20 protein-coding genes and 1 pseudogene are annotated in these 24,222 nt (G+C 66.0%); 5 read left to right on the top strand and 16 right to left on the bottom strand.

What is annotated here, in order from left to right:
- Window position 1: 1 nt before the first annotated feature.
- Window positions 2-277: an FAD assembly factor SdhE gene (locus DEM25_RS02345; RefSeq protein WP_109767145.1), complete on the bottom strand. Its 276-nt coding sequence runs from the start codon at window positions 275-277 to the stop codon at window positions 2-4.
- Between the two features lie 101 nt (window positions 278-378).
- Here DEM25_RS02345 and recG point away from each other — a divergent pair, with 101 nt between their 5' ends.
- Complete coding sequence (recG, locus tag DEM25_RS02340; protein ID WP_109767146.1) at window positions 379-2,487, top strand: ATP-dependent DNA helicase RecG; 2,109 nt, start codon at window positions 379-381, stop codon at window positions 2,485-2,487.
- Here recG and glmU read toward each other — a convergent pair.
- Complete coding sequence (glmU, locus tag DEM25_RS02335; protein ID WP_109767147.1) at window positions 2,484-3,842, bottom strand: bifunctional UDP-N-acetylglucosamine diphosphorylase/glucosamine-1-phosphate N-acetyltransferase GlmU; 1,359 nt, start codon at window positions 3,840-3,842, stop codon at window positions 2,484-2,486. The two genes, recG and glmU, sit on opposite strands and share 4 nt — an antisense overlap.
- A gap of 105 nt (window positions 3,843-3,947) precedes the next feature.
- Between glmU and DEM25_RS02330 the strand changes: the two genes are divergently transcribed.
- Complete coding sequence (locus tag DEM25_RS02330) at window positions 3,948-4,877, top strand: DMT family transporter (protein ID WP_109767148.1); 930 nt, start codon at window positions 3,948-3,950, stop codon at window positions 4,875-4,877.
- 6 nt (window positions 4,878-4,883) lie between these two features.
- Here DEM25_RS02330 and tgt read toward each other — a convergent pair whose 3' ends face one another.
- The 6 genes and pseudogenes from tgt to DEM25_RS02300 all read right to left on the bottom strand — a co-directional run bounded on the left by tgt (window position 4,884) and on the right by DEM25_RS02300 (window position 9,233).
- The gene (tgt, locus tag DEM25_RS02325) at window positions 4,884-6,017 is read right to left on the bottom strand and encodes a tRNA guanosine(34) transglycosylase Tgt (RefSeq protein WP_428981923.1); all 1,134 of its coding nucleotides are present in this window, start codon (window positions 6,015-6,017) and stop codon (window positions 4,884-4,886) included.
- A pseudogene (queA, locus tag DEM25_RS02320) lies at window positions 6,004-7,012 on the bottom strand (tRNA preQ1(34) S-adenosylmethionine ribosyltransferase-isomerase QueA). Before queA ends, tgt begins: the two are co-directional and overlap by 14 nt.
- A gap of 67 nt (window positions 7,013-7,079) precedes the next feature.
- On the bottom strand, window positions 7,080-7,586 hold the full coding sequence (locus DEM25_RS02315) for a peptidylprolyl isomerase (protein WP_196780243.1): 507 nt from the start codon (window positions 7,584-7,586) through the stop codon (window positions 7,080-7,082).
- Between the two features lie 29 nt (window positions 7,587-7,615).
- A complete protein-coding gene (locus DEM25_RS02310) occupies window positions 7,616-8,206 on the bottom strand; it encodes a peptidylprolyl isomerase (protein WP_109767150.1) in 591 nt (196 codons plus the stop codon).
- A gap of 30 nt (window positions 8,207-8,236) precedes the next feature.
- Window positions 8,237-8,734 (bottom strand): pantetheine-phosphate adenylyltransferase, encoded by a 498-nt coding sequence (gene coaD, locus DEM25_RS02305; RefSeq protein ID WP_109767151.1) that lies wholly within the window; start codon window positions 8,732-8,734, stop codon window positions 8,237-8,239.
- An 85-nt stretch (window positions 8,735-8,819) separates the two neighbouring features.
- Entirely contained in the window at window positions 8,820-9,233 is a 414-nt protein-coding gene (locus tag DEM25_RS02300) for a hypothetical protein (RefSeq protein WP_147393260.1), read from the bottom strand.
- Between the two features lie 340 nt (window positions 9,234-9,573).
- Between DEM25_RS02300 and lexA the strand changes: the two genes are divergently transcribed.
- On the top strand, window positions 9,574-10,296 hold the full coding sequence (gene lexA / locus DEM25_RS02295) for a transcriptional repressor LexA (RefSeq protein ID WP_109767213.1): 723 nt from the start codon (window positions 9,574-9,576) through the stop codon (window positions 10,294-10,296).
- A 67-nt stretch (window positions 10,297-10,363) separates the two neighbouring features.
- Here lexA and DEM25_RS02290 read toward each other — a convergent pair whose 3' ends face one another.
- Window positions 10,364-12,802: a ComEC/Rec2 family competence protein gene (locus DEM25_RS02290; RefSeq protein ID WP_158585139.1), complete on the bottom strand. Its 2,439-nt coding sequence runs from the start codon at window positions 12,800-12,802 to the stop codon at window positions 10,364-10,366.
- 167 nt (window positions 12,803-12,969) lie between these two features.
- Between DEM25_RS02290 and gltX the strand changes: the two genes are divergently transcribed.
- Both gltX and gltA read left to right on the top strand, forming a co-directional pair.
- Complete coding sequence (gene gltX / locus DEM25_RS02285) at window positions 12,970-14,394, top strand: glutamate--tRNA ligase (protein ID WP_109767154.1); 1,425 nt, start codon at window positions 12,970-12,972, stop codon at window positions 14,392-14,394.
- A 168-nt stretch (window positions 14,395-14,562) separates the two neighbouring features.
- On the top strand, window positions 14,563-15,852 hold the full coding sequence (gltA, locus tag DEM25_RS02280) for a citrate synthase (protein ID WP_109767155.1): 1,290 nt from the start codon (window positions 14,563-14,565) through the stop codon (window positions 15,850-15,852).
- A gap of 53 nt (window positions 15,853-15,905) precedes the next feature.
- On the opposite strand, the gene lpxB is transcribed toward gltA, so the two are convergent.
- The 7 genes from lpxB to rseP form a co-directional block, all read right to left on the bottom strand.
- Window positions 15,906-17,096: a lipid-A-disaccharide synthase gene (gene lpxB, locus DEM25_RS02275; RefSeq protein WP_245412729.1), complete on the bottom strand. Its 1,191-nt coding sequence runs from the start codon at window positions 17,094-17,096 to the stop codon at window positions 15,906-15,908.
- Window positions 17,093-17,989, bottom strand: a complete 897-nt coding sequence (locus tag DEM25_RS02270; RefSeq protein WP_109767157.1) for an LpxI family protein — start codon at window positions 17,987-17,989, stop codon at window positions 17,093-17,095. Before DEM25_RS02270 ends, lpxB begins: the two co-directional genes overlap by 4 nt.
- 3 nt (window positions 17,990-17,992) lie before the next feature.
- Window positions 17,993-18,832 (bottom strand): acyl-ACP--UDP-N-acetylglucosamine O-acyltransferase, encoded by an 840-nt coding sequence (lpxA, locus tag DEM25_RS02265; RefSeq protein ID WP_109767158.1) that lies wholly within the window; start codon window positions 18,830-18,832, stop codon window positions 17,993-17,995.
- 1 nt (window position 18,833) lies between these two features.
- The gene (fabZ, locus tag DEM25_RS02260; RefSeq protein ID WP_109767159.1) at window positions 18,834-19,322 is read right to left on the bottom strand and encodes a 3-hydroxyacyl-ACP dehydratase FabZ; all 489 of its coding nucleotides are present in this window, start codon (window positions 19,320-19,322) and stop codon (window positions 18,834-18,836) included.
- A 23-nt stretch (window positions 19,323-19,345) separates the two neighbouring features.
- Window positions 19,346-20,416 (bottom strand): UDP-3-O-(3-hydroxymyristoyl)glucosamine N-acyltransferase, encoded by a 1,071-nt coding sequence (gene lpxD / locus DEM25_RS02255; protein WP_245412728.1) that lies wholly within the window; start codon window positions 20,414-20,416, stop codon window positions 19,346-19,348.
- Window positions 20,417-20,477: 61 nt separating this feature from the next.
- Window positions 20,478-22,832, bottom strand: a complete 2,355-nt coding sequence (bamA, locus tag DEM25_RS02250) for an outer membrane protein assembly factor BamA (protein ID WP_109767160.1) — start codon at window positions 22,830-22,832, stop codon at window positions 20,478-20,480.
- Between the two features lie 226 nt (window positions 22,833-23,058).
- Complete coding sequence (rseP, locus tag DEM25_RS02245) at window positions 23,059-24,207, bottom strand: RIP metalloprotease RseP (RefSeq protein ID WP_109767161.1); 1,149 nt, start codon at window positions 24,205-24,207, stop codon at window positions 23,059-23,061.
- Window positions 24,208-24,222 lie beyond the last annotated feature (15 nt).

Raw genomic sequence — 24,222 nt, 5'->3', positions numbered from 1 at the left:
GTCAGGTGAGCTCGATCTTGTGGTGCGCGCAGATCGCGCGGAACAGCGGCGTGTCGTGCTCGGCGGGCACCGGACCCTCCCCGGTGAACCACTTGAACAGGTCGCGGTCGAGGTTCTCCATCAGCGCCTCGAACGCCGCAAGCTCGTCCGCGTCCATCTGCGCGACATGGGCATCGGCATAGCCGCCCAGCACAATGTCCATCTCCTTCATGCCGCGATGCCAGGCGCGAAAGCGCGCGCGGCGGCGGCGTGCATCAAGGGTCTGCGGGTCGGTCATGGCGCGCGAAGGTCCGGTTGGAATGGTGTCGGGCGCATATAGCGAGCGGCGGCCATCATGTCAGCCTTGATCTTGCCCGGCCCGGCAAACATAAACCGGTGATGCGCCCCTCCATTCTCGATCCGCTGTTTGCGCCGGTGACCACGCTTGAAGGCGTCGGTGCAAAGCTCGCCGGCCTGATCGCGCTGGCGCTGGGCCGCGGCGGCGATCGGGGCGAACCGCATGTCGGCGCGCTGTTGTTCCATCTGCCCCATTCGGTGATCGACCGCAGCGCCCGGCCGACCATCATGGCGGCGGTCCCCGGCACGATCGTCACGCTGACGCTGCATGTCGACCGGCACCAGGCGCCGCCGCGCGGCAACCGGCGGGTGCCCTACCGCGTCTTCTGTCACGACGAATCGGGCGAAATCGCGCTGACATTCTTCCGCGCCCATGGCCAATGGCTGGAGCGCACCCTTCCCGTCGGCGAAACGGTGCTCGTGTCCGGCAAGGTGGAATGGTTCAACGGCCGCGCCTCGATGGTCCATCCCGACCATATGGTGACCGAAGACGAGGCCGACAGCCTGCCGCTGATCGAACCGGTCTATCCGATGACGGCAGGGCTTTCGGGCAAGGTGCTGCGCCGGGCGATCCTGCAGGCGCTCGACCGGATGCCGGACCTGCCCGAATGGCTCGATGCGGCGCTTCTTGCGCGCGAGCGGTGGCCCGCCATGGCCGGGGCACTCGCGGCTATCCATCATCCGCAATCGGCCGCCGATATCGGCCTTGAGACCGTCAATCGCCGGCGGCTCGCCTATGATGAGTTGCTGGCAGGGCAATTGGCGCTCGCGCTTGTGCGCGCAAGGGCCAAACGCACCGCCGGCCGCTCGCTGTCGGGCGACGGCAGTCTGGTTGCCGCCGTCACATTGGCTTTCGGCCATCCGCTGACGGGCGCGCAGCAGCGTTCCTTCGATGAGATTGCTGCCGACATGGCCGCGCCCGACCGCATGCTGCGGCTTCTTCAGGGCGATGTGGGCTCCGGCAAGACGATCGTCGCGCTGATGGCGCTGGCGCGCGCGGTCGAAGCCGGCATGCAGGGCGCGCTGATGGCGCCGACCGAAGTGCTCGCCCGCCAGCACATGGCGACCATCGGCCCGCTGGCGGAAAAGGCCGGGCTGCGCGTCGCCATCCTGACCGGGCGCGACAAGGGCGCCCGCCGCGCCGAGACCCTGACTGCGCTGGAAGCCGGCGACATCGACATTCTGGTCGGCACCCATGCCCTCTTCCAGGAAGGCGTCACCTTCGCCGATCTTGGTCTGGCCGTGATCGACGAGCAGCACCGGTTCGGCGTGCACCAGAGGTTGCTGCTGGCGCAAAAGGGCGGCGGCGCCGACATGCTGGTGATGACCGCCACACCGATCCCGCGCACGCTGGTGCTGACCGCCTACGGCGACATGGATGTCTCAAAGCTCGACGAAAAGCCCGCCGGCCGCAAGCCGGTCGCCACCGTCGCCATGCCGATCGCGCGCCTGGACGAGCTTCTGAACCGCATCCGCACGGCAGTCGACGAGGGGCGCAAGATCTACTGGATCTGCCCGCTGGTCGAGGACAGCGAGGAGGTGCCCGTCATGTCGGCCGAGGCACGCCATGGCGAACTGGCGGGCCTTTTCGGCGACAGCGTGGGTCTGGTGCATGGCCGCATGGCCGGACCGGAAAAGGACGCCGCGATGGCCGCCTTCAAGGCCGGCGAGACACGTCTTTTGGTCGCGACGACCGTCATAGAAGTCGGCGTCGACGTGCCGGACGCGACGATCATGGTGATCGAACACGCCGAACGGTTCGGCCTGTCGCAGCTGCACCAGTTGCGCGGACGGGTCGGGCGCGGTGCGGACGCTTCGTCCTGCATCCTGCTCTATGGCGAACCTTTGGGCGAAACCGCCCGCGCCCGGCTCGATGTGATGCGGCGCACCGAAGACGGTTTCGTGATCGCCGAGGAGGATCTGCGGCTGCGCGGCGAAGGCGAACTGCTTGGCACCCGCCAGTCCGGCACGCCGGGATTCACGCTGGCGCGGCTCGAAGCCCATGGCGACCTGTTACCGGTGGCGCGCGACGATGCACGGCTGGTGCTCGAAACCGATCCCGAGCTTGTCTCCGAGCGCGGCAAGGCGCTGCGCATCCTGCTCTACCTGTTCGAGCGCGACGCGGCGGTTCGGCTTTTGGGGGCAGGTTAGCCCGCCGACTTGGCCGCCTTTGCCTTGGCCAACTTCGCGCGCAGGCGCGCGGCGAGCCCGTCCTTGTTCACCTGCCTGGCGCGGCCGATGGCCAAGGCATCTGCAGGCACGTCGTCGGTGACCACGCTGCCCGAGCCGACATAGGCGCCCTCGCCCACCGTCACGGGCGCCACGAGCGCCGAATTCGAGCCGATGAACGCGCCCGCACCGATCTCGGTATGGTGCTTGCCGAACCCGTCATAGTTGCAGGTGATCGTGCCCGCGCCGATATTGGCGCCCGCGCCGATCGCCGCATCGCCGATATAGGTCAGATGGTTGACCTTCGCCCCTTCTGCCACGGTCGCATTCTTGATCTCGCAGAAATTGCCGACCTTGGCCTTCTCCGACAGCATCGTGCCCGGACGAAGCCGCGCGAACGGGCCAATCTCCGCATTCGGGCCGATGGAAGCGCCCTCGATATGGCTGAACGCCCTTATGCGCGCGCCGGCATCGACGCGTACGCCGGGGCCGAACCAGATATTGGGTTCGAGCGCGGCGCCGGGCGCGATCTGCGTGTCGTGGCTGAGATGGACGGTGTCGGGGGCGGCCATGGCAACGCCCTCCAGCATCAGCGCGCGGCGCCGGCGCGCCTGCCAGATCGCTTCCACTTCGGCCAGTTCGGCGAGCGTGTTGACGCCGATCACATCCTCGACCGGCGCTTCGATGGCGCGCACGTCGAGCCCCTGCCTGCGGGCGATCTCCACCGCATCGGTCAGATAGAACTCGCCCTTGGCATTGTCGTTGCCGATGGCCTTGAGCAGGTTGGCCAGCTTGTCGCCGGCAAACGCCATCAGCCCGCCATTGCAAAAGCCGATCTGCCGTTCGGCTTCGCTTGCGTCCTTGTGCTCGCGGATCGCCACCAGTTGCCCGCCCTGCTCGATCAGCCGGCCATAGCCGTGCGGATCGTCGGGCCGGAAGCCGACGACCACCAGATCGGCCCCGTCCGCCAGCCCGACACGCGCCGCTGTGAGCGTTTCGGTCGTGATCAGCGGCGTGTCGCCGAACAGGACCAGCACATCGTCATGGCCCGCTTCGATGGCCGGCATCGCGGCCATGACCGCATCGGCCGTGCCAAGCTGCCGTTCCTGCGTGAAGAACTGCGCGTCGCCCTCGATGGCGCCCAGCTCGGTGCGCACCGCATCGGCGCCATGGCCGACGACGACGGCCAGATCGCCGCTGCCCGCCGCGCGTGCGCGCTGCGTCACGTGGCCGACCATCGGCAGGCCGGCGACCTTGTGCAGAACCTTGGGCAGGTCGGACTTCATGCGCGTGCCCGCGCCGGCGGCGAGGACGATGGTCAGGCAGGTGCGCGGCATGGATGGCTCCCCGGTTTGCGGCCGTTGTCGCGCCCGTCTATCCGCAAAGGCGCGCCATTTCCAGACGGCGCTTGCCGGCGGCGGGCTTCACGGTTACTCGGGGCCATGTCACAGCAAACCGCATCGCCGCCCCAGGCCCTTCCCTATGCGGTGATGCTGGCAACGCCGCTTTTCTTTTCGACCAACATCATTTTCGGGCGTTACGTCGCGGGCGATACGGCACCCTTCGTGCTGGCTTTTCTGCGCTGGGCCTCGGTCGCCGCGATCCTGCTGCCGTTTGCGCTGGTCCGCCAAGGCGCCGCGGTGCGCGCCGTTCTGGCCGACCATTGGCGCCTGCTGCTGACGCTGGGGTTTCTTGGCATGGGCCTTTCGGGCGGTGTCGTCTATCTCGGCCTGAGCCTGACGACGGCCACCAACGCCACGCTGATCTATTCGACCGCGCCGATCCTGATCATCCTGCTCGAGCGGCTGTTTCGCGGCCGCGCCATCGGCCTGCGCGAGACGGCCGGCATCGCGCTGGGCTTTGCCGGCGTTGCGATCATCGTCCTGCGCGGCGATCTGACGACGCTGGCCCGGCTGACCTTCAATCCCGGCGACCTGCTGATCGCCATGGCTTCGCTCTCCTGGGCCGGTTATTCGATCCTCTATCGCGCCGAGGGTCTCCGGCGGCTCGACAATATGAGCCTGTTCGCGCTGGTTGCCGGCTTCGGCGCGCTGGTCAATCTGCCGCTTGCGGCCATGGATCTGGCATCGGCCGACGGGCTGCCGGCGACGCGCGAGGCCTGGTACGCCACGGGCGGGATCGTGCTCATCTCGTCGCTGCTGGCGTTTTCGGGCTTCCAGTATGGCGTGCGTGCGCTCGGCGCCTCGGTCGCCGGCATGTTCATGTATCTGATGACGCCCTATGGCGTGCTGATGGCGATCGTCTTTCTGGGCGAGCGGCTCGAACCGTTCCATCTGGCGGGCATCGTCCTTGTGATGACCGGGATCGGCATTGCGACGCTGCCGGCGAAACTGTTCCGGCGCCGCCGCTAACGGCGGCTACAAGGCCGCGATGTCGCCGGCCTCCCACATCGCCTCGGTCTCGGCGGAAAAGTCGGCGAAGCGCCGCTGTTCGATCGCTCTACGCATCTCGGCCATAAGCCATTGATAGTAATAGGTGTTGTGCCAGCTCAGCAGCATCATGCCGAGCATTTCGCCCGAGCGGATCAGATGATGCAGATAGGCGCGCGAATAGGTCCGCGAGGCCGGACAGTTCATCTCATCGTCGAGCGGCCGGTGATCCTCGGCGTGGCGCGCGTTCTTGAGGTTCACGCGCCCGCGCCGTGTGAAGGCAAGTCCGTGCCGGCCCGAACGGGTCGGCATCACGCAGTCGAACATGTCGACCCCGCGAGCCACCGAACGCAGCAGATCCTGCGGTGTGCCGACGCCCATCAGATAGCGCGGCTTGTGCGCCGGCAGGATGGGGCAGACCACATCGAGCATGGCCAGCATGACCTCCTGCGGTTCGCCGACCGCCAGTCCGCCGATCGAATAGCCCTTCAGATCCATCGCCTTGAGGGCTTCGGCCGACTGGACGCGCAGTTTTTCGTCATCGCCACCCTGCACGATGCCGAACATCGCCTTACCCGGCTGTTCGCCGAACGCGACCCGGCAGCGCTCGGCCCAGCGCAGCGACAGTTCCATCGCCGCCTTCATCGTCTCGGCATCGGTCGGCAGCGCGACGCATTCGTCGAGCTGCATCTGGATGTCCGAACCGAGCAGCCCCTGGATTTCGATCGAGCGTTCCGGGCTCATCTCGTGGATCGCGCCATCGACATGGCTCTTGAAGGTGACGCCCTTCTCGCTCATCTGCCGCAGCGCCGACAGGCTCATCACCTGAAAGCCGCCCGAATCGGTCAGGATCGGCCCGTCCCAGCCGATGAACCCGTGCAGGCCGCCCAGACGGTCGATCCGCTCGGCGCCGGGCCGCAGCATCAGGTGATAGGTGTTGCCCAAGATGATGTCGGCGCCGGCGCCCTTGACCTGATCGAGATAGAGCCCCTTCACCGTCCCGGCGGTGCCGACCGGCATGAAGGCCGGTGTCGCGATGTCGCCGCGGCCGGTCGTCACGGTGCCGCGCCGCGCGCCGCCGTCGGTCGCGTGAAGGGTGAAGCCGAATTCAGCCATCGCCATCGTTCCGGAAAAGAAGGCTCGAATCGCCATAGGAATAGAACCGATAGCCCGTTTCGATGGCATGGGCATAGGCGGCCCGCATCGGCTCCATGCCGGCAAAGGCCGAGACCAGCATCATCAGCGTCGAGCGCGGCAGGTGGAANAGGACGGACGTTGCCGTCTTCGTCCGCCGCGCTTTCAAGAAGGCGCAGCGATGTCGTGCCGACCGAGACGATCCGCCCGCCACGCGCCCGCGTTTGGTTGATCAGGGCCGCCGTCTCGTCGGACACGTGGCCGATCTCGGCATGCATCTTGTGGTCGTCCGTGTCCTTGGCCTTGACGGGCAGGAAGGTGCCGGCGCCCACATGGAGCGTGACGAACGCCCGGTTGACGCCGGCCTTGTCGAGTTTCGCAAACAGCCGGTCGGTGAAATGCAAACCCGCCGTGGGCGCGGCCACCGCGCCGTCCTCGCGGGCATAGACGGTCTGATAATCGGTGCGGTCGCGTTCGTCGTCGGCGCGTTTGGACGCGATATAGGGCGGCAGCGGGATATGGCCGGCCAGGGCGATCGCCGCGTCAAGGTCGGGCCCGGCAAGATCGAAGGTGAGCGTCACCTCGCCGCCCTCGGCCTTTTCGGCGACCGTCGCGTCGAGCACGCCGGCGAGGCAGGCATCTCCCGTTTCGCCGAACCGGATGCGGTCGCCCACACGCAGCTTCTTGGCGCCGCGCACGAACGCCTTCCACCGGTCGGGGCCCTCGCGCATGTGCAGCGTCGCGCCTACGGACGCGATCTGGCCGTCACGCTCGCGGGTCCCTTCGAGCTGGGCCGGGATGACGCGCGTGTCGTTGAACACCATCAGGTCGCCCGCCGACAGGAAGGACGGCAGGTCCATGACGCCCGCGTCGGTCAGGCCGGTATCGCGCACCACAAGCATGCGCGCCGCATCGCGCGGCTCGGCCGGGCGCAGCGCGATCCGCTCCTCGGGCAGGTCAAAATCGAACTCGTCGACGCGCACGATCGATCCCCAAAATGAAAACAGGACGCCGCGGCGCGGCGCCCTGCAAGACGCACGACGGCCGCTATCAAAGGTCTGCCGCGACCTTCATCGAGACGATCGAATCAGGATCCTGCACCGGCTCGCCGCGCTTGATCTGGTCGACATTGTCCATGCCTTCGATCACCTCGCCCCAGACCGTGTACTGATTGTCGAGGAACGAGGCGTCCTCGAAACAGATGAAGAATTGCGAGTTCGCCGAATTGGGGTTTTGGGCGCGGGCCATCGAGCAGGTGCCGCGGCCATGGTTGGCGCCGGAGAATTCGGCCTTGAGATCGGGCTTGGACGAGCCGCCCATGCCGGCGCGGCCGGGATCGAAATGGGCGCCGCCCTTCTTGCCGAAACGCACATCGCCGGTCTGCGCCATGAAGCCGTCAATGACGCGGTGGAAGACCACGCCGTCATAGTCGCCCGCGCGCACCAGTTCCTTGATGCGCGCGACATGACCGGGGGCCAGATCGGGCTTCATCTCGATCACGACTTCGCCCTTGGTGGTTTCCATGACGAGCGTGTTCTCGGGGTCCTTGTAAGCCAATGGGATATCCTCTCCTTGAAATCGTGTGACTACTGATCGGCCATCTCGACCTTGATCATGCGGTCGGGGTCGGCGACGGCGCCGTTCTGCGCCTGCGAGCCGCGCGTGATGTTGTCGACATATTCCATGCCGCTGACGACGCTGCCGACGACCGTGTACTGGCCGTCGAGAAAACGGCCCTCGTCGAACATGATGAAGAACTGGGAATTGGCCGAGTTCGGGCTCTGCGAGCGGGCCATGCCGACGACGCCGCGCATGAAGGGCTCGCCCGAGAACTCGGCCGGAAGGTCCGGCAGGTCGGAGCCGCCGGTGCCGGCGCGGCGCAGGCTGAACCCGTCTTCCATGTCGCCGAACTGGACGTCGCCGGTCTGCGCCATGAAGCCGTCGATGACGCGGTGAAAGGCGACATTGTCGTAGGCGCCCTGGCGCACCAGCGTCTTGATCTGTTCGACATGCTTCGGCGCCAGATCGGGCCTGAGCGCGACGCGCACCTCGCCATCCTTGAGCGTGATGACCATCGTGTCCGATGGATCGGCCTCGGCCATCGATATCGAAACCGTCGCGCCGGTCAGGCCGAGCGCGGCGGTGGCGGCCAGCACAATTCGTCGTGTCAAACGCATGAAGGAGCCTCTTTTCGTGTCAGCTTTCGATCAGCCGGCAAACCGCGCCTTGAGCGCTTCTTCCACCGGGCCGGGAACGAAGGGCGACACATCGCCGCCCATGGCGGCGATCTGGCGCACCAATGTGGCGGCGATGGGACGGGTTTCGGCCGCCGCGGGCACGAACACGGTCTCGATGTCCGGCGCCATGGCCGTGTTCATGCCGGCCATCTGCATCTCATAGGCATAATCGGTGGAATCGCGCAGGCCACGCAGCATGGCGACCGCGCCCGCCGCGCGAGCCGCATCGACCACCAGCCCGTCGAACGCGGTTACCGACACCCGGTCGCCGGCAAGGCCCGCCTCGTCCAGCGCGGCGCGGATCAGGCTTTCGCGCTCATCGAAAGCGAACAGGCCTTTCTTGCCGGCATGGGTGCCGATGGCGACCGTCACGCGGTCGAACAGCGCGAGACCGGCCCGCAGCACGGACAGGTGCCCGTTGGTCAACGGGTCGAAGGAGCCCGCATAGATGGCCGAACGTTTGCTCATCGGGTGCGTGTAGGAAAAAAGCGGCGCGCCTGCAAAGCCTTTTCGGCGGGCAGCAAGCCTTCATGATCGGCGACGACGGCGCGCGTCAGCCGGTTTCGCAGGTCACCGCATAGACGCCCTGTCCGACGATCCGCAAAATTCCGGCTTCCGCGCCGGCCTTGTCCTCGAACGCGCGCTCGAGACGCAGCGTGATCAGGATCTCCTCGACATTGGGATCGGTGAAATCCGCCCAAAGGCGCTCGGAACTCGTATAGCCCTGCCCGAACAGGATCGTTTCGGCATCCTCGCCCTCCGGCGGATTGGTTGCATAGACCGTGCCGTCCGCTTCGATAACCGCATTGACCACAGCCAGCACCGGCACACGTCCAAGCGTCAGCAGAACGGACGTTCCGGGATCGTCGATACCGGTGCAGGCGACGCTTGCCGTCGCCGACGCCGCGCCGGTCAGCCCCAGCGTGGCAAGCGCGGTTGCGCATAACAATCGCCCCGGACCGGCCATCATCCACTCCCTCGAACCGTGAAAACGCATCGCCGTGTGCAACCTATCACATCGCCCGCGCGTTTTCACCGGCACAAACACAGTCATTGTGCCTGTTGGGAGAACCGTCATGATCACGATCTACGCCATCGCCACCGCCGTCACCGTGCTGACCGGCGCCACCGCCCTGTCGTTCGGCCTGATGGTGCGCCCGCGCGACTGACATCGCCGCTGCGCCGCCGGCGTTCGACACGACTGCACGCAGCATTGCAGGCGTTAACCGGATTTTATCCCTTGCGGAACACAAATGGAACAGTTAACGTCTGTTCGACATTTGTTTTCGTTTGTTTCCGGATTCGCCATGCTGACACGCAAACAACTCGACCTCCTGATGTTCATCAATGAACGGCTCAAGGAGACCGGCGTCCCGCCATCCTTCGACGAAATGAAGGAGGCGCTGGATTTGGCGTCGAAGTCCGGCATCCACCGGCTGATCACCGCGCTCGAGGAGCGCGGCTTCATCCGCCGCCTGCCCAACCGGGCGCGGGCGCTCGAGGTGATCAAGCTGCCCGAGGCGATGCAGCCGATCAACCAGGTGCGCCAGCGCTTTTCGCCGAGCGTGGTCGAGGGCGGTCTTGGCCGGCCCGCCGCCCCGTCCGTTCCCGCCGCTCCGCCGCGCGAGGCGCCCGATGGCGCCAATGACGATTTCAGCGTTCCGGTGATGGGCAAGATCGCCGCCGGCGTTCCGATTTCCGCGATCGAGAACCAGACACGGTCGCTGGTCGTGCCGCCCGACATGATGGGCAAGGGCGAACACTACGCGCTCGATGTCGAGGGCGATTCGATGATCCATGCCGGCATTCTCGATGGCGACACGGTGGTGATCAAACGCACCGACACGGCCAATCCCGGCGAGATCGTCGTCGCTCTGGTCGATGACGAGGAAGCCACCCTCAAACGTTTCCGCCGCAAGGGCGCCTCGATTGCGCTGGAAGCGGCCAACCCGGCCTATGAGACCCGCATTTTCGGGCCCGACCGGGTGCGGATACAGGGGCGGCTGGTCGGTCTCGTCCGGCGCTACTGACGTCCGGGGCCAGCCCGATGGCGCCAAGCGCCGGATGGCGGACGCCCGGTATGGCTTGCAGCGGGGGCTATTGCCGCTCCGCAAGATTGCGGGCCGCCCGGCTCCATCGACGGTGATCGTGCCAGGGCCGCAAGGATGCGCCGATCGCGTGGCGCGCCGTCAGTTTCGGTTCGCCAGAGGCATCGGTGCCGACCAGGATCTCCGCGCTGCCTTGCAGGGCAAGCGTCTGCGCCGTCAGCACCAGCGTGCCGTCGTTGCAGTGCGCAGTTGATGGCGCATAGGCCAGCACGATCAGATCGAAGCGCCGGCACAGTTCACCCCCGCTCAACGGTCCGTCCGCCGGTTCCGTGAGGATCGCGATATCGACCGAAGCGCCGGATGCGTGGCGCACATTTGCCATGCAAACCGTCCCGTTGCAGCGCATCGCGCTTTCCCGTCCAGTGCCGTCAGGAGCCTCGGTGAATGGATCATCGACGGAGACGGGCATGGTCACCGTCCGCGCCGCATAGGCCATCTGCCATTGTTCGAGGATGAACCCGTTCGGCCGCGCACGGTTGACGCGCAGCGTGCCATCGTCGCCGATCATCGCCATCTGCCTGCCGTCCTCGGAGATGACAGCGATCGGCAGTTCGCCCTGCCGGGCAAGCACGATCGCGACGCATGCGGGCAGGATCGCCGCCCAGCGCAGCCAAGTGCGGAACAGGCACAGCCAGGCCAGCGCCACCGTCGCCGCCAGCATGGTGCCCGCGGACATGGCGCCGACCATCCCGTCGGGAGACCGTTCGGCGACCCATTGCGCGATGGACAGGATCCAGCCGGCGCTCGCTGCCATCGCCGCATAGATCGGCCCGTCGATGCCGAACGGGATGGCGAGCGTTGCCAATATCGCCAGCGGCATGGTCAGGAACGAGACGATCGGCATCGCGGCCAGATTGGTCACCAGGCCGAGGACAGCCACGCGCTGGAAATGATAGGCCGCATAAAGCCCGCTGGCGGCGCCTGCGACGATCGAAGTGGCCGCAAGGGCTGCCACGAACCGCCAAGCGTTGGCCGCGGCCGCCGCGGTCCCGCTTTGGATTGGCGTATCGCCGCGCTGCCGTGCCCGTGCAATCCGGGCGCGGTTCCAGCCGTCATAGAGCGCTATCAGCGCCAGCGTCGCGGCAAACGACATGTGAAAGCTCGGCCCGACGACACTGGCCGGCGCGACGGCGATGACGATGATCGCCGCGATGGCGAGGTTGCGCTTGCTGATCGCCGTCCTGTCGAGCATCAGCGCGCCGAGCATCACCGCCAGCATGACGAAGGATCGCTGGGTCGCCACACCAGCGCCGGCGAGGAACAGATAGACGAAGATCGCCGCAAAGGCCGCGCTCGCCGCATATTTCTTCACCGTATGGGCCGAAGCCACCGGGCCCGACAGGGCAAGAATCGCGCGGAGCGTCATCATCACCGTGCCGGCGACCAGCGCCATGTGCAGCCCGGAAATCGTCAATATGTGCGCAAGCCCCGAGACGCGCAGCGCCTCGTTGACAGGCTCCGGAATGCCCGACTTGTCGCCATTGACGAGCGCGGCGGACACGGAGCCTGCCTCGCCCGGCGCGGCGGACCGGATGCGGTCGCCGAGCCACAAGCGCGCATTTTGCAGACGGCCGGCGAGGCGTGCCCGCACGCCGTCAGGAGCTTTGACGGCCACCCGGTCCGGTGCGCCATAGAAGAAGCCGTTGGCCCCATGGCCGGCGAAATAGCCGTGAAAGGCGAAATCATAACCGCCCGGCCGCGCCGGTCCCGACAGCGGAAAAAGCCGCGCCACGCCCTTCAGCCCGTCGCCGACGCGTACATTGCCTGCAGGGCTGCGGGTGGTGACGCGCAGACGGTCCGGCACATGGCGCAATGCGGGGCGTGCCGTCTCCAGCACATCGAGCGTATAGCGCACCGATCCGTTGGCGCGGGTTTCGATGCGCACGATCCGGCCGGTCAGATGAGTGGTGACGGCGGAGCCGAGCATCTGCGTGCCGCGCGCCATGGTGTGCCACTGCGCGGTCGCCATGCCGACCAGCACGATGAGCGCGGCCAGACAAATCCGGGCCGCCATCCGCGACCGCCGGCCAGCCAGCCACCACAGCAGCGCCGCAAGACCCAGCGCCAGCGGCAGATTGTGGGGTGCCGGTTCCGCCGGAAGCGCGAAATAGGCGGCCGCGCCGGCCAGCAGCAAGACCGGCACGAAGAGGAACGGCGTGCCGAAATCGGCTTCCTCGGCCAGTGCCGCCGGAAACCTCTCCTTCAGCGCCTTCAGGGCAAGGTGCGTCGGGTTGGCTCGACGTATCGTCGGCGGTTGATCCGGATCGCGCTCGACCGGGAACGGCGGCGCTGCGGTTTGGCTTTCGGCTGCCGGCGGTGCGCGCAGTTCGTCCGGCAACAAGGGCGCGAAGTCAAAGGCGCGGCGCTCGTCCCTTTCGGACGTTTCGCCCCGTCGGTGCCGTGCGCCTGCCTCACCCGAACCCGTCACGCGCTCACCCTTGCGGAGGTGCCTTGACCGCCGTCGGCGCCGAGTGTGCGGCGGCGGCGGCGCGCTTGCAAGTTGGCGATTGTGTGGTACGAGAACGCACGCCCCGCGCGGCGCACCCAGGGCCGCCGCAATCGCGCGGCCAAAAGCCACCATGACCGGAGCTTTCCATGACGAGCGGCGTTGTCACGCGCTTTGCCCCCTCGCCCACCGGCTTCCTGCATATTGGCGGGGCGCGCACGGCGCTGTTCAACTGGCTTTACGCGCAGCACACCGGCGGCACGATGCTGTTGCGGATCGAGGATACCGACCGAGCCCGCTCGACGCCCGAGGCTGTCGATGCGATCATCGACGGGCTGACCTGGCTCGGACTTGGCTGGCAGGGCGAACCTGTCTCCCAGTTCGCGCGCGCCGGCCGGCACGCGGAGATCGCCGACCAGCTTCTCGCCGAAGGCCACGCCTATCGCTGCTATGCCAGCCCGGAAGAATTGACGCAGATGCGCGAGACCGCCCGCGCCGAAGGCCGCCCGCCGCGTTATGACGGCCGCTGGCGCGACCGCGATCCCTCCGAGGCGCCCGCAGGCGTCGATCCGGTCATCCGCATCAAGGCGCCGCGCGACGGCGAAACCATCGTGCGCGACCAGGTGCAGGGCGATGTGCGCTTTCCCAACGCCGATCTCGACGATTTCGTCATTTTGCGCTCGGACGGCACGCCGACCTACATGCTCGCCGTCGTTGTGGACGATCACGACATGGGCGTCACCCACGTCATTCGCGGCGACGACCATCTGACCAACGCGGCCCGCCAGCAGATCATCTACGGTCACATGGGCTGGGACGTGCCGGTCATGGCGCACATTCCGCTGATCCACGGTCCCGACGGCGCCAAACTCTCCAAGCGCCACGGCGCGCTGGGCGCCGAAGCCTATCGCGCGATGGGCTATCTGCCCGAGGCGCTGCGCAACTATCTGGCGCGCCTGGGCTGGAGCCATGGCGACGACGAGATCATGTCGACCGAACAGATGATCGAATGGTTCGACATCGCCGACGTCAACAAGGGCGCGGCGCGGTTCGACATTGCCAAGCTCGAGGCGCTCAACGGCCACCATATCCGCCATGCGGACGACGCCCACCTGCTCGAACAGATCGGTGTGCTGCTGCCGCATATCGAGGGCGGGGCCGACCTGATCGCCAAGCTCGCCGACGAGGGCCGGCGCGCGCAGCTTCTTGCCGCCATGCCGGGACTGAAGGAGCGCGCCAGGACGCTGGTGCAGCTCGTCGACAGCGCCGCCTACCTTTTCGATGCCCGGCCGCTTTCGTTCGACGACAAGGCGGCCGGCATTCTCGACGCCGATGCGCGCGCGCTTCTCACCGGTGCCCATGCGGCGCTGTCGGCCGTCGACGACTGGCAGGCCGATACGCTCGATGCGGCGGTGCGCACCTTTGCCGAAAGCCGCGAACTGAAGCTTGGCAAGGTCGCCCAGCCGTTGCGCGCGGCGCTCACGGGCCGCGCCACCTCGCCGGGCGTGTTCGACGTGCTCGCCGTTCTGGGGCGCGAGGAATCACTGGCGCGGATCGCCGACGTGATGGCGTGACGCACCGACGCGAATGTGACTTGTGCAATGCACAAATAGGGCTTTGGGCTAGCTTGGCACTCCGGGGCAAATGGGCTAGCTAGGCCGCAACGATCCGCCCGAACCGGTTTTGATGCAACGCAAAATCGGGCCCGGGTTTCTAGACGAGAAGCGATTGAAGGAGAGGCCATGACCGACAAGAGTGCAACCCTGAACGTTGAAGGCACCGACCACTCCTTTGAAGTCCGCTCGGGCTCTGTGGGGCCCGATGTCGTCGATATCTCAAGGCTCTACGCCGAGACCGGCAAGTTCACCTACGATCCGGGCTTCACCTCGACCGCATCGTGCGAATCCAAGATCACCTTCATCGACGGCGACGAGGGCGTGCTGCTGCATCGCGGCTATCCGATCGACCAGCTCGCCGAGCATGGCGACTTTCTGGAAACCTGTTACCTGCTGCTCTACGGCGATCTGCCGACCAAGGTGCAGAAGGAAGATTTCGACTTCCGCGTGACGCACCACACCATGGTCCATGAGCAGATGAACCGGTTCTTCACCGGATTCCGCCGCGATGCGCATCCGATGGCCATCATGTGCGGCGTGGTCGGCGCCCTGTCGGCCTTCTATCATGACTCCACCGACATTTCCGACGAGCATCAGCGCATGGTCGCAAGCCTGCGCATGATCGCCAAGATGCCGACGATCGCGGCCATGGCCTACAAGTACTCGATCGGCCAGCCCTTCGTTTATCCCAAGAACGATCTGGACTATGCGTCCAACTTCCTGCGCATGTGCTTCGCCGTGCCTTGCGAGGAGTATCAGGTCAACCCGGTGCTGGCCCGCGCGATGGACCGCATCTTCATCCTGCACGCCGACCATGAGCAGAACGCATCGACCTCGACCGTGCGGCTCGCCGGCTCGTCCGGCGCCAACCCGTTCGCCTGCATCGCTGCGGGCATTGCCTGCCTCTGGGGTCCGGCCCATGGCGGCGCCAATGAGGCGGCGCTGAACATGCTGGCCGAGATCGGCAGCGCCGACCGCATTCCGGAATTCGTCGCCCGCGCCAAGGACAAGGACGATCCGTTCCGCCTGATGGGCTTCGGCCACCGCGTCTACAAGAATTACGATCCGCGCGCCAAGATCATGCAGAAGACCACGCACGAGGTTCTGGGCGAACTGGGCATCAAGGACGACCCGATGCTCGAGGTTGCCATGGAGCTTGAACAAATGGCGCTGACCGACGAATATTTCATCGAAAAGAAGCTTTATCCGAACATCGATTTCTATTCGGGCATCACGCTCAAGGCGCTCGGCTTCCCCACCAATATGTTCACCGTCCTTTTCGCGCTCGCGCGCACTGTCGGCTGGATCGCCCAGTGGAAGGAGATGATCGAGGATCCGGGCCAGAAGATCGGCCGGCCGCGTCAGCTCTACACGGGCGAAGTGCAGCGCGATTACGTGCCGCTGTCCAAGCGCTGAGCGTCTATGGTACCGGAAACAAGGCCCGCGGCGTCATGCGACGCGGGCTTTTTTCATGCGCGGCTGTGGCCTTCGAGAATATCGGCCACGATCGCCGCGGCCTTGCTGCTCGGCGGCTCGTTTACCTGCATCCGGTCGCGCACGGTGTGATAGCCCGCCATGACCGTGGCCCGGCGTGAGCCGGCCGGGTCGGCCAGTTCCTCGGCCAGCCGCGCCAGCATTCCGGGCCGGATCATCTCGTCATAGTATTCGTTGATCACGACCCTGTCGGCGATGAGGTTGGGCAGCGCCGCCGACCATGTCGTCAACAACCGCTCGGCGACCCGGCGGATCAGCGGATCGGAGCGATAACAGGAGATCGCCGGCACGCCGGCCAACGCCAGTTCGAGCAGCACGGTGCCGGACGCCGCAATCGCCACATCGGCCGTCCCGTACGCCTCGATCTGGGCGTCGCGCCCGGTCGTGACCCGGACGACATCGGGCCAACCCAGCACATGATCGCGCACCTGCCGCTCCAGATGCGGCAATGTGGGCAGCGTGATCGACAGCGCATTGCCGCGCTCGCGCATGATGTCGACCGCCTGGCGAAAGTCATCGAGCAGCGCGCGCACCTCCGACCGGCGCGATCCCGGCAGCAGCAGCAGATTGACCGTTGAGCCATCGGCGCGCGCGGTTCGCGCCGTGTTGGCGTCCCAGCAGCGCTGCAGCGCGTCGTCCGCCATCAGCCGGTGCCCGACATAATGGGTTTCCGGTCCGCCCAGTTCGGCCATCACCGCCGGCTCGAACGGCAGGATGGACAGGACATGGTCCACATGGGCGCGCATCGCCGGGGCCCTGCCCGGCCGCCATGCCCAGACCGTCGGCGCGACATATTTGACGACTGGCAGGTCCGGCAGGCGCTTCTTGACCCGCTTTGCGACCCTCAACGAAAAGTCCGGGCTGTCGACGACGATCAGGCAGTCGGGCCGAGCGGCGATCAACGCGTTTGCGGTCTGCCCGATACGGCGGGCGAGACGCGGAAGGGCGCGGACCACACTGGTCAGCCCCATCAGCGCGATCTCGTCCGGGTCGAAAAGCGATGCGAGCCCATGGGTTTGGAGTGGCGGGCCGCCGACACCGACCAGGCGCACGGGCGTACCCAGCCGCGCGTTTAGCGCGGCGATCAGGTCGGCCGCGAGAAGCTGGCCGGACGGTTCGCCGGCCACGATGCCGATCAGCGGGCCGTTGCGCTTGTCATGGCTCACCGCGTGTGCTCCCCGGTCCATGTCCGTTCGACGGCGTGCGGATCGAGACCGACCAGAAAGAGACCGGCGGCGTCGGCATCCGCTATCGTTGTCTGGCGGTCCATCACCAGCGTGTTTTCGCCATGCACCGCAATGCCGGCAAGGCCGGCGGACGCGGCGCCGGCGACCGTGTTGCGTCCGATTGTCGGCATGTCGACACGGATGTCCTGGCCGGGCTTGCGCAGTTTGACGAGCACGCCGCCCTTGCGCCGGCCCAGCCGGCCGATGGCGCGCAGGTCCGCAACCCGTTGCAGCATCGCATCGGTGCCCTCGGCGCCTTCGAGCGCGACCACGCGGGTTCCAAGCACGACGACCGCCTGCCCGGCATCGAGCGCGCCAAGCGCATTGGCGGCGACGATTCCGGCCTCGATGGCGGCTTGCTGGCTCTTGGGCACGGAAACCTTTCCAAGCCGGGCGGCGGGCGCCAGCAGATCGGGCTCGATCTCGTGCGCGCCGACCACCGTCAGTCCGCCATCCTCCATCATCGCCACAACCGCGCGCAGCAGCGCATCGTCGCCCTTGCCGAGCGCGCGCACGATCCGTGCGATCAGGCGCAGCGTCGTCCAGTCGGGGCGGAACAGGCCGATGTCGGGCCGGCCCTTCACCGTGCCGACCAAAGTGACCTTTTCGACCCCACGATCGAGCATGTAGCGCTTGAATCGGCTCAGTTCGGCGGTGTTGACGGCGATATGCTCGTATTCGGCCAGCGCCGGATCCGCGTCGCCTTCGAGCATGACGACAACGAACGGAACGTTCTTGTCCGACAGCGATCGGGCCAGATGCAGCGGAACCTGCCCGCCCCCGGCGATGATGGCAAGGGGCGCACCGGACCCATCCTGCGGAGCCCGGACCATGTCTTATCCCGCGTGGTTTTCCGCGCGGCGCGCATCGGCGCCGCTCAGCGGCGTCGTCAGATGCCGCTTGGCGCCGTCGAGCACGAAGCGCGCCATCTGCTGCACCGGTTCGATGCCGGCATAGGCATCGACCAGCCCCTCGGCGTTTTCCCTGACCGAGCGGCCATTGTCCGCAAACAGGTCGCGATAGGCATGGCGGATGGCCGTGATGTCGGCCCGGTCCATGCCCGAGCGTTTGAGGCCGACAAGATTGAGGCCGCTCAGATAGGCCCGGCTGCCCATCGCAAGACCGTAGGGAATGACGTCATGGGCGACGCCCGTCAGCCCGCCGATGAAGGCGTTGTTGCCGATGGTGCAGAACTGGTGGATGGCACCGCCGCCGCCGACGATCACATGATCGCCGATCGTCACATGGCCGCCGATCATCACATTGTTGGCGAACGTCACGCGCTGCCCGATGACGCAGTCATGGGCGACGTGAGAATAGGCCAGGAACATGCAATCGTCGCCGACGACGGTCTCGCCGCGCGCATTGCCGGTGCCGCGGTGCATGGTCACACCTTCGCGGATCGTGACGTTCCTGCCGATGACCAGCTTCGTCGGTTCGCCCTTATAGGCGGTGTTTTGCGGCGCACCGCCCAGCACCGCATGGGGATGCACGGTGCATCCGGCGCCCAGCACGGTCGGGCCGGTGACCGATACATGGCTCATCAGAGCGACATCGTCGCCGAGCGTGACCTCCGAGCCGACGTGGCAGAACGGGCCGATGCGCACGTTTGCGCCCAGGGTCGCCCCGGTCTCGACCAATGCGGTGGGGTGAACGAATGTCGATTGCGCGTCCATCTCAGAGCCCGCCTCCGCGCTTGGCATCGTTCGGCGAGAGCATGGCCGTCAGTTCGGCTTCGGCAACCGTGTCGCCGGCGACCTTCGCGATGCACTCATAGCGGCAGATCGAGCCGCGCCGCTTGATCAGCCGGACATGGTATTCCAGCACATCGCCCGGCACGACGGGTTTTCGGAACTTGGCCTTGTCGATCGACATGAAGTAGACGAGCGCCGGCTTGTCCATGCCCAGGCTCTTGATGCCGATCGCGCCGGCGGTCTGGGCCAGGCCCTCGATGATCAGGACGCCCGGCATGATCGGATTGCCGGGGAAGTGGCCCATGAAATGGGGCTCGTTGTAGGTGACGTTCTTGATGCCGACCGCCGAATCCAGTCCGTCAATGTTGACGATACGGTCGACCAGCAGCATCGGATAGCGATGCGGCAGCGCCTTTAGAATGTCGGCGAGATCGGCGGTGTCGAGCGCCTCGTCCACGGAGGTGTGTGTCATGCCAAGAAGCGGAAGCCCTTGCGTTAATCGGATTGAGCCGACCTCTTACGGTCATTGGCAAGCCGGCGCAATGCCAGCACTTCGCGCAGTGCGTCTCTGGCCGGCTTGGCGGGAGAACCGCCCCAGCGCTCGCCCGACGGAATGTTGTCCATCACGCCGGCGCCGCCCGCAATCTGAACCCGGTCGCCGATGACGATCTGGTCGGCGACGCCGACACCGCCGCCCAGCATGCACTGGTCGCCGATGGTCACGCTGCCCGAAATGCCGCAATGGCCGGCGATCACCGTGTGCATGCCGATCCGCACATTGTGGGCGATCTGCACCAGATTGTCGATTTTCGTGCCCTGCCCGATCACCGTGTCGCCCAGCGTGCCCCGGTCGATCGCCGTGTTTGCGCCGATCTCGACATCGTCCTGTATGACGACACGGCCGAGCTGCGGCATCTTGCGCAGGCCGTCGGCGCGCGGCACATAGCCGAACCCGTCCTGGCCGATCGCCGCGCCAGGCAGTATCTGCACCCGGTCGCCAAGCAAGGCGTATTGCAGGCTCGCGCCCGCACCGATGCGGCCGTTGCGGCCGATGCGGCACCCGCGCGCAATGACCGCATTGGCGCCGACGATGGTGCCCGCACCGATCTCCACATCGTCACCGATGACGGCACCCGGCGCCAGGATCACGCCGTCCTCGAGGCGCGCTGTGGACGAAACGGTCGCGCCCGATGAGGGGTGGAGCGCCGTGGCCGGATCGGCGATGGCCACCGCGTCGCCAATGCTGTCCGCAAAAAGCGCCAGCGCAATATCCTGAAAGGCGTGCCGCGGCGCATTGGCCGCAAGATGGACGGGGCCCTCGGGCAAAAGTCCGGCCAGATCGGCGGGTCCGATCACGGCGCTGCACAGGCCTAGCGTATCGAGCGCGACGTTGCGGGCGCTCTCGATGAAGACCAGGCTTCCTTTCACGGGCGCCGAGGCGGGCGCAAGCGTGGTGACGACGGCGTCACTGGCGGCGCCGTCGGGCACTGCAAGACCGCCAAGCGCTGCCACCGCTTTCAGCGGAAGCGGCAGGTCGGAAGGGTGAAAATGCGGATCAATTGCCAAAACCGGCACCAATCAGGACGCCCGGCGCTTGGACCTGTCCTCGTGCCGGGCGATCACATCGTCAGAAGGCGGACGACACCGAGAAGCTGAAGCGCTGCTCCTTGTCGTGCGCCTGTTTGGCCAGCGGCCAGGCATAGTCGAAGCGCAGCGGCGCAAACGGCGATTGCCAGATCACGCTGAGACCGGCCGACGCACGCCATTCCATGTTGGTGTTCATGGCGCCGGCTACGTCGGAGCCGAACAGGGTTGCCGCATCGGCAAACAGGGCGCCCTTGAAGCCAAGATCGCGCGGGAATGCCGGCAGCGGGAACTGAACTTCAGCGGTGGCGTTGAAATAGGTCTTTCCGCCGATGAAGTTGCCCGCCGCATCGGTCGGGCCGATACCGTTATAGGAGAAGCCGCGAATGCGCCGCTGACCCAATTGGAACTGGTCGAACCCCTCGACCGTCCGACCAATGCCCGTAACGTTGCCAGCGCCGGCACTCAAAAGGCCGACGACTTCGGCATCTTCGGACACGGTCACATAATAGGATGCATCAACCGTCGAGCGGACGAAGCGGGCGTCGCCGCCAAGACCGGCCACTTCCTGGATCGCCCTGACAAAGAGACCGCTGCGCGGATCGTTGCGGTCGTCGATCGTGTTGTAGATCAGGCCGTAGGAGACCGACGACTTGATCCGGTCACGACCGCTGGCGATCCGCGTCTGAACATAGCCGGGCGCGCTACAGTTGGCGTCCGGATCCCCCGGCAAATCGGTACAATCGGCACCGTCCGCATTGAAGGCGGTCTGCGAGTAGGAATAGCCGGCAGTGGCCGTCAGATCGTCTGTCAGGGGCAGGCCAAAGCTCACCGAACCGCCTGTGGCCACCTCTTCATAGTCTCCGAAGTCGCGCCGGTTCTGGAACACGTTGCCGGTTGCAGCCACGCGATAGCCCAGAAAATAGGGCTCGGTGAAAGAGATGTTGTAGGTGCGCGAGTTCTGGCTGCCGCCGATGCCGATGCGAATGGCCTGGCCGCGGCCAAGGAAGTTGCGTTCGGTGATCGAACCTTCCAGATTGACGCCCTCGTCCTGGCCGCCGGTGGTGTAGCCGACACCTGCGCCGAATTCGCCGGTCGGCTTTTCCTCGACCTGTACGACGACAATGACGCGGTCGGGCGACGAGCCGGGACGTGTGCTTATCGACACGGTCGAGAAGAAGTCCAAAGCCTCCAGCCGGCGCTGCGCCCTGCGAATCAGGATCTGGTTGAAGGCATCGCCTTCGGCCAGGTCGAACTCGCGGCGGATGACATAGTCGCGCGTGCGCGTGTTGCCGGCGATCTCGATGCGCTCGATGAAGGCGCGCTGACCCTGGTCGACGATGTAGGTGACATCGATCGTGCGATTGTCGAAATTGCGGTTGCCGACCGGCGTGACCTCGGCGAACGGGAAGCCCGCGCCAGCCAATCGCTCGGACATGTCGATCAGCGTATCCTCGACATCGACGGCGCTGTAGACGCGACCCGAACGGGTCTGGATCGTGCTCGTCAGCGATTGCGGATCGACGCCGGTGACGGTGCTGTCGATCTCGATGTTGCCGAACGTGTAGCGGTCGCCCTCATCCACCTCGATGTTGATGACGATGTTGCCGGATGACGGATCGACATCGGCGGACGAGGAGATGACCCGGAAATCGGCATAGCCGCGGTTGAAGTAAAAGCGCCGCAGGCGCTCTTCGTCGGCAGCCAGACGCTGATCGTCATAGACATCGTTGCGCGTCAGGAAAGACAGCGGGTTGGACTGCTTGGTCGTGATGACGGCCTGCAGGCGCCGGTCTCCGAAAGCGTTGTTGCCGGTGAAGTTGATGCGCGAGATCTTCGTGCGGTCGCCCTCGACAACCTGAAAGATGACGTTGACGCGGTTCTCACCCAGATCGACGACGCTGGCATCGACCGTGATGTCGCTCCGTCCGGTGCGGCTGTACGCTTCCACGATCGCTTCGACATCGGCGTCCAGCGTGTCCTGATCGAATCGCGCGCGGGGGGCGAGTTGCACCACGCCGCGCAGACGGTCATCGTCGAGACGCCGATTGCCCTGGAAAAGAACCTGGTTGACGGTGGCGAATTCCTCCACCGTTACGACGAGCGTCGAGCCCGAGCGCACGACCGAGACGTTCGAGAACAGTCCCGAACGGAACAGCGCCCGCACCGCGTCGTTGACATCGGAATCAGTGAAGTTCCTGCCGGGCTGATATCCGACGAAATCGGCAATCGTCTGCTCGGCGACACGCTGGTTTCCGCGAACCGAAATCGCGTTCACCACAGCTGCCTGCGCGCTTGCCATCGTCAGCGTCTGCACGGCGATCGCACCGCCGACGGCCGGCGTCAAAGCCAGCGCGGCAGCCGACACGGCGCTCAAAAATCTAGGAGCCGCTTTCATGCGGTATTGTCCCCAATCTGCTTGGGTCCGAGCCAGACCAGATAGTTCACTCAAAGCGTCGAAATCCGTATTGCAGGCTTTTGTCCCACACGCAAGCAGTAGGGTTAAAAAGCGTTTAGCTTGTGCCGTTTAGTGACGTTTTCGCAACGCACGACCGGCTCTTATGGTAAACGAAATGCCCTCATCGCGCGGGTCAAGCATGCGACATGACGATACGCGTAACGTTCTAGCCATTTCCGAAAAGAATCGTGATGTCGTTCCAGGTCGCAAACACCATCAGGCCCAGAACGAGCGCGAATCCGATCCGATAGCCATATTCCTGAGCCACCTCCGACAGCGGCTTTCCGCGCACCGCCTCATAGGCATAGAACATCAGGTGCCCGCCATCGAGCACCGGCACAGGCAAAAGGTTCAACAGCCCGATCGAGACCGACAGAATCGCCGTCAGGTTCAAAAGGGCGATGAAGCCGAGTGTCGCCACCTGCCCCGACACCTGCGCCACGCGAATCGGGCCGCCGATCTGGTCGGCGCTCTCGCGCCCGGTGATGACGCCGGCCAGATATCCGCCGGTACGCGAGATCACATAACCGGTCTCCTGAACGCCCAGCCAGACGGCCTGCAGCGGCGGATAGGTTTCGGTGCGATACCGTCCCGCCTCGGGGTTGTTGACGACGCCGATCACACCCTGCTCGATCCTGTTGCCGAACCGGTCCTCGATCTCGAGCCGTTCGGGTGTGATGGTCAGGTCGATGGACTGGCCGTCGCGATCGACGACCATGGCGATCGGGCTGCCGGCGCGGGGCGCCACATAACGCTGCACGTCGGAGAAACTCGCAACGGGCTGGCCGTCGAGACTGACGAAGCGGTCGCCGGCTTCAAGGCCCGCGGCTTCGGCCGCGCTGCCGGCACGAACCTCGGCCACCACAGGATCGGCGACGACGCGTCCGAACACGGCCAGGACGAATGCGAAGATGACGATTGCAAGGATGAAGTTGGCGGCCGGACCGGCAAACACGGTCGCCGCGCGGCGCCAGACGCTCTTGGTGTGGAAGGCCCGGGCCCGTTCCGCTTCGGTCAGCGCGTCATCCATCGTCGCCGACGCCGAGGCCGCGTTCATGTCTCCGACGAACTTCACATAACCGCCGAGCGGGATCGCTGACAGCCGCCAGCGTGTTCCGTGGCGATCGTCAAAGCCGAAAAGTTCGGGGCCGAAGCCGACCGAGAACACCTTGGCGCCGATTCCGCACCAGCGGCCGACGAGATAGTGGCCCAGTTCGTGAAAGAAGATGACGACCGTCAGAACGAACAGGAACGGCACGGCAATGCCGATGATGAAGCCGTCCGTCGCGACGAGTCCGGTCAGGAAGTCAAACATCGGGTCTCCGCTGTC

It is taken from the genome of Oceaniradius stylonematis, from assembly GCF_003149475.2.
Classification (GTDB): domain Bacteria; phylum Pseudomonadota; class Alphaproteobacteria; order Rhizobiales; family Rhizobiaceae; genus Roseitalea; species Roseitalea stylonematis.
Note: the sequence above shows the minus strand (reverse complement) of the source record. Positions and strands in the feature narration are given on the sequence as shown.

Coding starts and splice junctions, on each gene's coding strand:
- gltX (WP_109767154.1), top strand. CDS start 12,970: ATGACGAGCGGCGTTGTCACGCGCTTTGCCCCCTCGCCCACCGGCTTC.
- lexA (WP_109767213.1), top strand. CDS start 9,574: ATGCTGACACGCAAACAACTCGACCTCCTGATGTTCATCAATGAACGG.
- lpxA (WP_109767158.1), bottom strand. CDS start 18,832: ATGGACGCGCAATCGACATTCGTTCACCCCACCGCATTGGTCGAGACC.
- coaD (WP_109767151.1), bottom strand. CDS start 8,734: ATGAGCAAACGTTCGGCCATCTATGCGGGCTCCTTCGACCCGTTGACC.
- gltA (WP_109767155.1), top strand. CDS start 14,563: ATGACCGACAAGAGTGCAACCCTGAACGTTGAAGGCACCGACCACTCC.
- recG (WP_109767146.1), top strand. CDS start 379: ATGCGCCCCTCCATTCTCGATCCGCTGTTTGCGCCGGTGACCACGCTT.
- DEM25_RS02330 (WP_109767148.1), top strand. CDS start 3,948: ATGTCACAGCAAACCGCATCGCCGCCCCAGGCCCTTCCCTATGCGGTG.
- bamA (WP_109767160.1), bottom strand. CDS start 22,832: ATGAAAGCGGCTCCTAGATTTTTGAGCGCCGTGTCGGCTGCCGCGCTG.
- glmU (WP_109767147.1), bottom strand. CDS start 3,842: ATGCCGCGCACCTGCCTGACCATCGTCCTCGCCGCCGGCGCGGGCACG.
- DEM25_RS02345 (WP_109767145.1), bottom strand. CDS start 277: ATGACCGACCCGCAGACCCTTGATGCACGCCGCCGCCGCGCGCGCTTT.
- rseP (WP_109767161.1), bottom strand. CDS start 24,207: ATGTTTGACTTCCTGACCGGACTCGTCGCGACGGACGGCTTCATCATC.
- DEM25_RS02270 (WP_109767157.1), bottom strand. CDS start 17,989: ATGGTCCGGGCTCCGCAGGATGGGTCCGGTGCGCCCCTTGCCATCATC.
- tgt (WP_428981923.1), bottom strand. CDS start 6,017: ATGGCGATGGCTGAATTCGGCTTCACCCTTCACGCGACCGACGGCGGC.
- DEM25_RS02310 (WP_109767150.1), bottom strand. CDS start 8,206: ATGCGTTTGACACGACGAATTGTGCTGGCCGCCACCGCCGCGCTCGGC.
- fabZ (WP_109767159.1), bottom strand. CDS start 19,322: ATGACACACACCTCCGTGGACGAGGCGCTCGACACCGCCGATCTCGCC.
- DEM25_RS02300 (WP_147393260.1), bottom strand. CDS start 9,233: ATGGCCGGTCCGGGGCGATTGTTATGCGCAACCGCGCTTGCCACGCTG.